Below are 9729 nucleotides of genomic sequence, written 5' to 3' on the forward strand. Positions count from 1 at the left end.
TAGATTCAAGCGTGGCATGGTCTAGTTTCCGGCCGTCCGTCTCCCGCATGCAAGAATTAAATCACAATGTGCCATCCATGTCCAGTTACTTTCGTTCTTCTTAGTACAGCGTGTTCAGGGCGCCGAGGCGGTCGGTGCGTACGACAGTGCCGTCGAGCACTGCGAAGTTGTTCCAGGTCCAGGCCAGTGCCCACAGGGCGGCGGTCAGGCTGCGGGCCAGGTCGGCGAGCAGGTCGACGGCTTCGTGGACATACCGGTAGACGGTCGCCACCCCGATGCCGAACCCGTCGGCGAGGCGTTCGTAGGTGTCGCCGTTGCGCAGGTGCGCGAGCACGAGCAGCGCCTGCTCGCGGGCCGGGAGCCTGCGCCAGGTACCCAGCCGGTCCCGGCGGGCCTTGAGCTGTTCGGTCAGGAAGTCCAGGGTCGACTCGGGCAGGGCGATACGTCCGGGGTAGGTGAGCAACGGAGTCCTCGGTCAGGGAACACAGGCTTCGACACCTTGTGACCTACCGGGGACTCCTCCATTTCTGGTCTGCGCGCGGACAACCCGCGGTCAAACCTGACGCAACATCAACCGAACTGATCCGGCCTCCAATTCAAAGAACCAGGACGGAAAAGGTTCATTCCACCTCTTTCAGGACCCGTTCGAGCGTCTGCAGCCGGGCCTGCATCTCCGCCACCCGCCCACCCAACTCGGCGAGCTGGCGTTCGACAGCCTCCTGGACGAGCAGGGACCTATCTGCGATCCTGCGGTATTCGCCTTCGCGGGCAAGTGTGATCTTCGCACGACGGGTCGATGCGAACTGCCAGATCGACACGACGATCACGATGGCTATCAGCGAGAAGATCCCGATGGTCCCGATAATTTCTTGCCAGTCAGTTGTGCTCATTCCTCTACTCTCTTCTCCGATGGGCTGAGGGTCCGCGCCGCGATCATGATGACCTCCGGCGTCAGATGGAGGTCGAGCGGCGTGACCTCATAGAACTTCAGCGCCTTGCCGTCCGCGGAGAGCTCCAGGTGTGCGGTCACCAGCCCGGCCGCCTCGAGCTTGCGCAGATGAACCTGCAGCAACGCACGACTGATCCCCAGCTCTCTGGCGAGCTGGCTGACATAGTTACGCCCGGCAGCCAGCACCGCGAGGACCCGCAACCGGTGCGGGTTGGCCAGCGTCCCCAGCACCTGCACCAGTTCGTCCCCTGGCAGTTCCGAAGCCGTCACGGCAAGACCTTGTAGCACATGCAAATAAACATTAGCAGATGCCGGGACGGCCAGCTACTGCCGCCGTCTACCGGTCCGACGTTGCGTTCCGCCGCCGATCACCTCGCGTGGACCGACCAGGCGCCCGCCCGTCCGGGGTGCGGGAGCAGCTGACCACGCTCAGCGTGCCTGCGATTGCCCCTCGCCGCCCATCTGACGGAAACGCGGCCGACAGCTGGTTGGCCCCCGGTGGGACCGTTAGGTTCGGAGGATCCAGCGCACACCAGGGCCTCGGCGACCAGGATCAGACGGCGCGGGCGGGCTCGGCGAACGCGGTAGCAAGCCTGCACAGACTGTTCGGCGCCGATGCCGACCCCCACGTCTGGCTGGTGTTGATGGACACGCTGCACCCGCTCTACTTGGATGACACGCTCAGCCATGAGACGTAGCTGCGCGGCGTACCCGCATGGCAGCAATGCTGACCACGCTCGATCACCCGGTGCCCGACGTCGAACTCGACCGGATGGAACAGCAACGCACCGCGCTCGCCGAGACAGGGCGGCGGCTGTACCCGGACGTACTGCCATGCCTGGAGACCCTGCGCGCCGAAGGCATGCACCCGGCCCTGCTGTCCAAAACAGACGGCTGGCTCCAACGGCGAAGACTGCAGGTGCTGGGTCTGGTCAAGCTGCTCGACGTCATCGCGCTGTCCGGAGAGACCGGCGTCGCGAGTCCAGACCCGGCCGCCAACACCCAGGGCACACTCGCCGCGGGGAACCCGAGGGCCCTGCCGATCGACCGCACAGGTCGCCACCCGGTACCGGCCGGCGAGCCCTGCATCGCGGACTTATGTGACGGCCTGACCTCCTGAGAGGAATCTGAAGACGCAACGCGACCACGCCGGCGATCAGCACGGCGACCACGCACAGAACGAACGGCCTTACCCCCTGGTCGGCAGGTAGCGTGGAAGGCACGCCGTTCACCGCCCGAACTCCCCCTGACCTGCGAGAATGAGCTCATCGGACAGGGTGACCGGCGGTGGGGTAATGGTTCGATTCCCCCCTCGGACACAACCTTTTGAGATCAACATGGTCTCTGACCTGGTCATATAGGGTGTGGGGTCCAACTCCCCCGCCATGATGGGCCATTACCCCACATACCCTCCACCTGCACCTTTGTGAACTACGGGCAGGCGTGCTGCTCCCCTGGCGGCGTCGGCGCCGGGCCGAGTGCGCGCTTCGGCCAGCCAGAGATCCCAGAACCCGTGAGCACCGCCCGGGAACTGCCTAGCCGGGCGGCGGACCGGCTAGGTTCGGCCAACAGCACGAGAACCTGCCCGGTCGGATGCAACAGAACCTCCCATGGACCCGGAACAACATCAGCCCGAAGGCACTCCGTGTCAGGGCGTAGAGCAGCGGCCACACCGCAACCGTCCAGCCCGCCCGACGCAGGCCTCGTCCGGCGGGCAAACGTGCAGTTCATCATCCACATCGGGGTTCTGGAGCCCTACCGGGTCGGGCGGCCCGCAGGTGTCCGCGACCTGGCGGCGGGCGTCAGGAACCGTGCCGCCGTCACGCCCCACTGTCGCAGCTGAGCCCCTGATTCGGCGACGTGGAGCCGTGCGCCGGCCATCAGCTCGGCGAGTCGTTCGGCCGTGGAGACCGGATGCCCGGGATCACCGGCCCAGGCGAGGATCAGCACGGGCAGGTCGAGGGCGGTCAGGTCCTGCTCGGTGGGAAGATCGGAGGCCGCGGCGGCCCGCAGGACCGCGGGGAGGAGCTCCTCGCCGACGGCGGGGGCCGACGGCTGGCCGGGAAGATCAGGGAGATCGGCGAACGCCGGAGCGGCGAGGGACCGGGCGGCGAGCTCCGCGAGAGCGCCGGATCCGCGTGTTTCCACGAGGTCAGCCGCAAGCCGGTACAGGTCGGCCTGGGCCGCCCGGGAGGTCCAGGCGGTGGGCGGAGCGGTCAGGACCAGCCGATCGAAGCGACCCGGTTCCCGCACGGCGGCGTGCAACAGGGTGGCGGTGCCCAGCGAGCAGCCGATCCCACTGACCGGCTCCGGGCCGGCGACCTGGTCGAGCAGGGCAAGGAGGTCGCCGGCGAGCTGCGGCCAGGTGTACGAGGCGGGGGTCGGCGTACCGGTCGACTCGCCGTGGCCGCGGGCGTCGTAGCGCACCAACCGCCGTCCGGCGGCGACGACCGGTGTCCAGTCGAACATTCCCGACGCTCGCTCGGTGGCCCGGCTCTGGAGGAGACCATGGCCGTGGACCACCACGGGTCCCGAACCCTCGTCGCTGTACGCGAGCCGCGCTCCGCGGATGTGCACCGTTGCGTTCACCGGATCCGGGTGCGCGGTCCGCATCACACTACCGACCTTGTTCATCGCACCATCCGAGGTGGTCGAAGGAGCTTGCCAGGCCGGACCGGCGCTACCCGGTGGCCACGACCCGGCACCGGAGAGCAACATGTTCCGCCAGGACAACAGGATCCGCGCGGGCCTCGGTGCGGTGACACGGAGCCAGTGCACCATGTCACCGCACATTGACACTGCGTGTTTTCACTGTAGGAGTCCCGGCGACGGCGCGCGAGAGGATCTTGCCGCCGGCGGCGCGTGGATCCGTCAGTACAGTCCCTCCGGCGCCGACTGGGCGATCTGCAACGGACGGACGTTGGCCACGCCGTCACAGGGCCAGCCGTCGCCGGTGTCGTAGCGCACGGCCTGGTCCCGTTCCAGCACGTTCGGGAGGAACAGGTCGTCGTGCAGGACGGTGAGGCGTACCTGGCCACCCTCGCCGTAGCCGACTGTTCGCCGCCAGTCGCCCTTGTCGACGACCGCCATCGTGACCTGTGGATAGTTGGGCACGTAGGGCAGCAGATCGCCCTCGCGCTCGGCGGGAAGGCTGGCGGCGTTGCCGAAGGTGTTGCCGTAGCTGACCCCGCACGGGCCGCCGCCCAGGACCTCGACGAACTCGCGGTACATGTCCCCGCTGAGCTGGGTGCCGCTGAGCCGGGCCCCGGCGAGACGGCCCGCGAGGTCGGGGTGGCGGCGACTCAACGCCGCGAACAGCGCCGGGGTGGTGTTCAGGTAGTCGACCGGCTGGGTGGCCAGCACCGTACTGATCTGTTCGAGGAGATGGTCGGTGTAGTCGGCCGCGTCCTTGAGCCGTCCCGCACGGATCAGGCGTTTGACCCAGCGGGGATCCATGTCGATGCCGTAGACCAGCGAGGCGTAGAGCTCGGAGATCTCCCAGGCACCGTGGCCGATCAGGTGGGGGCCGGTCGGGGTGGCGTGCAGCCAGCGGCGCTCGGGCTCGAATCCCTCGGTCACGAACGACCAGCGCCGCCACACTCCCCGGTGCAGGATCATCTGTTCGGTGTAGAAGACCCGGCACGGGCTGCCGGTCGTGCCGCCGGACTCCCAGATCCGCCCGGTCAGCGGCCTGGGCACGGACCGGGGCACCAACGCGGTCGGATCCGTCTCGCGCAGGACGTCGAGGGGGAACGGCCCGAAGCTGGTCAGTTCGTCGTAGCGGGTGATGTCGCGCGGGTCGAACGGCAGGTCGGCGGCGCGGGCGAGCCAGTAGGGACTGCCTCCCTCGGGGTCGAAGTGGCGCCGTACGACCCGTGCCGTCCAGGCGTCGAGGTCCTCGGCCAGCCACTGCTCGGTCAGCGCCGCGTACCGCGCCCGCGCCGCCGACCCCAGCGTCGCGGGCATGTCAGGCTCCCTGTGGGAGCGCGAGGTCGATGCCGAGGTCGTAGATGGCGGTGCTCAGATCCGCGAGGTGTTCCGGCTTCTCCACATGCACGACCGGGAACGGAAAGGCGATGACGCCTTCCGGCACGGCCGGGCCCACCACCACGCCGAGCCGGGTGCCGCGCAGCGCGAGGCCCGAGATCAGGTGGACCATGCTGATCGGGGTGACGGCGTTGCGCAGGAACAGGTCGCGTACCTGGTCGCCGGTGGTCAGTGCCTTCTCCTCCAGGCAGGACGCCAGCGGGATCGTGGGCGCGCGGAACTCGACCGCCTCGATGTACGGCGCCAGGTAGTCGTTGGCCGCCTGCCGCAGCGGGCTGTGCACCGCCGTCGTCACACCGGGCAGGACCACCACCGTCCCGGGTGGAACCTGCGCGGACAGCGCCTCCAGTGCGTCCCGGTAGCCGGCGAGCATCAGCATGGCCTTCGTGCCGTCGAAGGCGGTACCGAAGTCGCCGGCGAGATGGACACCGGGTCGCGCCGGTTCGTGGTAGGTCCCGGTGTCCTCTTCGATCGGCACGAAGGCGAGCGCGAGTCCCTGGGCGGGGGCGTCCGGTGCCGGGGGCGGCGTGTTCCGGGTCTGCCACAGCAGGCCAAAGAACGCCTCCCGGTCGATCGAACCCGCCAGGCAGCTGCTGCTCATCGCGCCGAGGCTCAGTCCGCCCACCGCGCCGGGGCGTATGCCCTGCTCCGCGAGGATGTCGTGGATGCCCAGGGCGAGCGCCGCCTGACGGATGGCGCCGATCGACTGACGGGCCTCCTGCTCCTCGGGCAGCTCCTCGGTGCGGATCTGCGCCGGCGTCAGACCGGTCCATCCGCTGATGTCCGCGTAGAGCGCACGCATCACCTCGAAGGCGTCGTACAGCTCGGATCCGGCACCCGGATCGTGGCTGATTCCGCCGCCGAGAATGTAACCGATGCTCATCTCAGAATCCTTTCATTCGGCGCCACCCGGGGCGGCGTCAACGACAGAGCTGTGCTTATTTCCGGCCACCGTTGACCGGGCCGGCAAGGGCAGCCAGGTTTTCCGCGATGGCCGCCGTCACGCCGTCCAGTTCGTCGACCAGATAGAAATGGCCGCCGGAGAAGACGTGCGCCTCGAAGGCGCCGGTGGTGTGGTCGGCCCAGGCGCGCAGGTCCGCGACCGAGGCATGGGGGTCGTCGTCCCCGCCGAAGGCGACGACGGGACAGGTCAACGGGGGGCCGGGAACGTGGCGGTGACGCTCGACGGCCCGGTAGTCGCCGCGCACGACAGGCAGGATCATCTGCTGGATCTCCTCGTCGCCGAGAATCCTCGGGTCCGTTCCGGCGAGTTCGCGCAGCGCGCGCAGGATGTCGGCGTCGGTTCCCTGGTGGACCAGCTCGATTCGGGGCACCGAGGGGGCCCGGCGGCCGGAGACGAACAGGGCGACCGGACCGGGCCGGCCGGCCCGCCGGAGCCTGCGGGCCACCTCGAAGGACACGACCGCGCCCATGCTGTGGCCGAAGAACGCCAGCGGCGGGCCGGCGGCGGATCCAAGCAGCCCGGCCAGCTGGTCGGCGACGTCGTCGATGCTCTCGAAGGGCGGCTCCGACCGCCGGTCCTGGCGGCCCGGATACTGCACCGCCCACAGGTCGGCGACGGATTCCAGGGCCCGCGCGAAAGGCTGGTAGAAAGTCGCCGATCCACCGGCGTGCGGAAAGCAGACCAGGCGGATCCCGGTGTTCCGCGCGGCGGCGAACCGCCGGAACCACAGGCTTTCGAGGACAGCGATGTCGGTCATGGTCGGCCTTTCTTCGTCGTCGGAGGATGGCCGTCGACACCGTTCACGAGCGCTCGGCCCGGATGTGTCCCGCCTGCTCGCCGAGGGTGTTCTGGAGCCAGTCCCGGACGACGCCGGAGGTGACCTCCGCGTGCTGCTCGCCGATGGTGAAGTGGTTTCCTGGCACGTCGAGGACGGTGTGGGCGCTCGGCCAGGAGGAACGCCAGTCCGTGGTCAGGTCCTCGGGTGCGACATCGACCAGCGGTTCGGAGGCCCGTACGAGCAGGACGGGCGTCGACATCGGCTCCGGTGCCCAGCCCGCGAACAGGTCGCAGTACCAGCCCATGGCCGTCAGGCGGGTGTCGTTCATCGCGACGAACGCCCCCTCCCGCTCGAACATCCCGCCGACCAGCACGTCCTGGAACTGGGCGATGGCCTGGTCGCTGGCCAGGTAGGTGTCGAGCAGGACGACGGCCGCCGGGTCGAGTCCCCGGCGCTCCAGCGCCCGCGCCGCGGCGACCGCGAGCAGGCCACCGGACGATGCACCCAGCAGGACGGGCGGTACCCCGCCGCCGTGGACGGCGACGGTCTCGGCCAGCAGGTCGATCAGGGCGTCGACACTGGTCGGGAGCGGCTCGGTGTCCTCGAAGCCGGTGTCCTCGAAGCCGGGCAGCGCCACCACGGACACGTCCCGTTCGCCGCGGAAGAACGACGCGAACCGCAGGAACTGGTGGACGCCACCGAGCGCGACGAACGACGAGAAACAGATGACCGGCGGGTGGGCGGGCCCTCGGGCGATGCGGACCGGTTCGGGAATCCGGGCGAGATCGTCGACGCCGGTGAACATCGGCCGCAGCAGCGCCGCATCCCGCAGGAGGTCCAACCCGAGCTTGATCTTGCCGGCGGCGGTGGCCCGGCGAAACAGCGCGGTGGCCGGTTCGGCACTCGCCTGCGCCGCCGGAGCGGACGATCCGGGGAATCCGGGGGCGATGGGGTCCGGCGACGGCGCGTTCCCCCCGGCGGTCGGCCCGTCGTCCATGGTGACCTCGACCAGCTCGGCGGACAGGTACCGGGCGAGATCGACGGGGGTCGGATGGTCGAAGACGACGGTGGGCCGCAGCCGCAGCCCGGTCGCGTCGGCCAGCCGGTTGCGCAGGCCGATGCCGGTCAGCGAGTCGAATCCCAGCTCCAGGAAACTGCGGTGCGCCGTCACCGCGTCGGTGCTGGCATGCCCGAGCACCGCCGCCACGTCGGTGCGGACCAGCTCGACCAGCGTCGCCTCCCGGTCGGGCTCAGCGAGCCCGACGAGCCGGCGCGCGAACGCACCACGCTCGACGGCGGCGTCGACGACTCGGCGGGTGGGGCCCCGGCGGGTGAGGCCAGGGCCGGCGACGAGGCCGCGCAGCAGCGGTGGCACAGTGCCTGTTCCAGCAGTGCCTGTTCCAGCAGTGCCTGTTCCAGCGGCCCGCTCCCCTGTCGTCGATCGGCCGGACCGTGCGCGCAGGGCCACGGGGGTCAGCTGGATCGGCACGGCCACCGGCACGGCGGTCGCCAGGGCGGCGTCGAACAGGGCCAGCCCCTGCTCGCTCGACAGTGGTCGCGACCCGCCGGCCGACATCCGGGCCAGGTCGGCGGCGCCCAGGTGGGCGGTCAGCGCACTGCGCTGCTCCCACATTCCCCAGGCCAGTGACGTCGCCGGCTGGCCCGCCGCCCGGCGCTGGAGCGCCAGGGCGTCGAGGACGGCGTTGGCCGCGGCGTAGTTGCCCTGCCCAGCGCTGCCGAACACCCCCGCCGCCGACGAGTACAGCACGAAGGCGGTCAGGTCGGCGTCGCGGGTCAGCTCGTGCAGGTGCCAGGCGGCGTCCGCCTTCGGTCGCAGCACCGCGTCGATGCGCGCCGGGGTCAGCGCGGCGATGATCCCGTCGTCGACCGCACCGGCCATGTGCACCACGCCGGTGAGCGGAAACTCGGCCGGGACGGACGCCAGTGCGCCGGCGAGCGCGTCCCGGTCGGCGACGTCGCAGGCGGTGAGGGTGGCGTCGACCCCGAGGGCGGCGAGCCGCACGAGCAGGTCCGCCGCGCCGGCCGCCTGGGCGCCCTGCCGGCTGAGCAGCAGCAGTCGCCGCACCCTGTGGGCGGTGGCGAGGTGGTGGGCGACCAGCCGACCGAGCGTGCCGGTGGCCCCGGTGACCAGCACCGTTCCGTGCGTCGCCCAGACCGGCGCGCCGCCCGCGATCCCGTCCTCCGCCACGCCGTCGTCCGCGGTCTCCTCTCCCGTGGTCCCGTCCCCCGTCACGTCGGGCGGGGTGGTGAGCCGGACCAGCCGTTCGGCGCGGACCATCCCGGCATGCACCGCGAGCCGCGGTTCGTCGGTCCTCAGCGCCGCCGGGAGGACCGCGTACGACTCGACGTGATCGTCCAGGTCGACCAGCACGAAGCGGTCCGGATGCTCCGACTGGGCTGAGCGGACCAGACCGCAGACCGCGGCGGCTGCGAGGTCCCGCTCGGGCCGCCCCGACGCCCCGGGGCGGCCGTCCGCGGCGACCAGGTCCCGGGTCACGAACACCAGCCGGCTGGATGAGAACCGCGCGTCGGCCAGCCACTGCTGGACGAGCGCCAGCGCGGCGGCGGTGGCTGCCCGTACGGCACCCGGAACATCCGTACCCGGGTGCCTGTCGGGGACAAGGGTGAACACCAGATCCGGGCCGGGAACGCCCGGTGCCGTCACGTCGGCGAGCTCCTCTGCCAGTCGGGCCGGCGTGCCGGTGGCGACGAGCCCGGCGAGGAGGCCCTCGACGAGGCCGTCCTGCGCGGGCCCGAGCACCGCGGTGGTCGGTGGGCCGGTTCCAGCCCGAACCGCGAGATCCACCGTCACCGGCGCCCACCAGGTCCGGAACAGGCAGTCGCTCCTGGCGAATCGGCTGGCGCGGGCGTCGCCCGCCCCCCCCCCCCCCCCCCCCCCCGGCCCCCGGGGGGGGGCCCCCCCGCCGCCGGAGACCCCGGTGCGGCCGGCGGCGGCGGCGGCGCGCAGGG

Annotated in this window: 9 protein-coding genes; 1 reads left to right on the top strand and 8 read right to left on the bottom strand. The window is 70.7% G+C overall.

Translation table 11 applies throughout. The annotated features are described in order from the left end of the window. Window positions 1–100 precede the first annotated feature (100 nt). From MXD59_RS24880 to MXD59_RS24890, 3 genes are all read right to left on the bottom strand, one after another. Window positions 101–463 carry a helix-turn-helix domain-containing protein gene (locus tag MXD59_RS24880; RefSeq protein WP_372512201.1) on the bottom strand — a complete coding sequence of 121 codons (363 nt, stop codon included), beginning with the start codon at window positions 461–463 and terminating at the stop codon, window positions 101–103. Between the two features lie 157 nt (window positions 464–620). Beyond that, a complete protein-coding gene (locus MXD59_RS24885; RefSeq protein ID WP_248827006.1) occupies window positions 621–890 on the bottom strand; it encodes a hypothetical protein in 270 nt (89 codons plus the stop codon). Next, window positions 887–1219, bottom strand: coding sequence for an ArsR/SmtB family transcription factor (locus MXD59_RS24890; protein WP_248827007.1), 333 nt, complete (start codon window positions 1217–1219; stop codon window positions 887–889). The genes MXD59_RS24885 and MXD59_RS24890 overlap by 4 nt, the downstream gene beginning before the upstream one ends. Before the next feature lie 445 nt (window positions 1220–1664). On the opposite strand from MXD59_RS24890, the gene MXD59_RS24895 reads away from it, so the two are divergent. Next, window positions 1665–2069: an HAD family hydrolase gene (locus tag MXD59_RS24895; protein WP_248827008.1), complete on the top strand. Its 405-nt coding sequence runs from the start codon at window positions 1665–1667 to the stop codon at window positions 2067–2069. 635 nt (window positions 2070–2704) lie between these two features. Here MXD59_RS24895 and MXD59_RS24900 read toward each other — a convergent pair. From MXD59_RS24900 to MXD59_RS24920, 5 genes are all read right to left on the bottom strand, one after another. Continuing rightward, window positions 2705–3583: an alpha/beta fold hydrolase gene (locus MXD59_RS24900; protein WP_248827009.1), complete on the bottom strand. Its 879-nt coding sequence runs from the start codon at window positions 3581–3583 to the stop codon at window positions 2705–2707. Window positions 3584–3820: 237 nt separating this feature from the next. Continuing rightward, entirely contained in the window at window positions 3821–4915 is a 1095-nt protein-coding gene (locus MXD59_RS24905) for a hypothetical protein (protein ID WP_248827010.1), read from the bottom strand. Window position 4916: 1 nt separating this feature from the next. After that, window positions 4917–5879 carry a hypothetical protein gene (locus MXD59_RS24910; RefSeq protein WP_248827011.1) on the bottom strand — a complete coding sequence of 321 codons (963 nt, stop codon included), beginning with the start codon at window positions 5877–5879 and terminating at the stop codon, window positions 4917–4919. A gap of 55 nt (window positions 5880–5934) precedes the next feature. Beyond that, window positions 5935–6717 carry a thioesterase II family protein gene (locus MXD59_RS24915; RefSeq protein WP_248827012.1) on the bottom strand — a complete coding sequence of 261 codons (783 nt, stop codon included), beginning with the start codon at window positions 6715–6717 and terminating at the stop codon, window positions 5935–5937. A gap of 43 nt (window positions 6718–6760) precedes the next feature. Beyond that, window positions 6761–9729, bottom strand: a 2969-nt coding sequence (locus MXD59_RS24920; protein WP_248827013.1) for a type I polyketide synthase, incomplete at its 5' end; no start/stop codon positions are given.

Origin of the sequence: Frankia umida, from assembly GCF_023242945.1 — a bacterium.
GTDB classification, from domain to species: domain Bacteria; phylum Actinomycetota; class Actinomycetes; order Frankiales; family Frankiaceae; genus Frankia; species Frankia umida.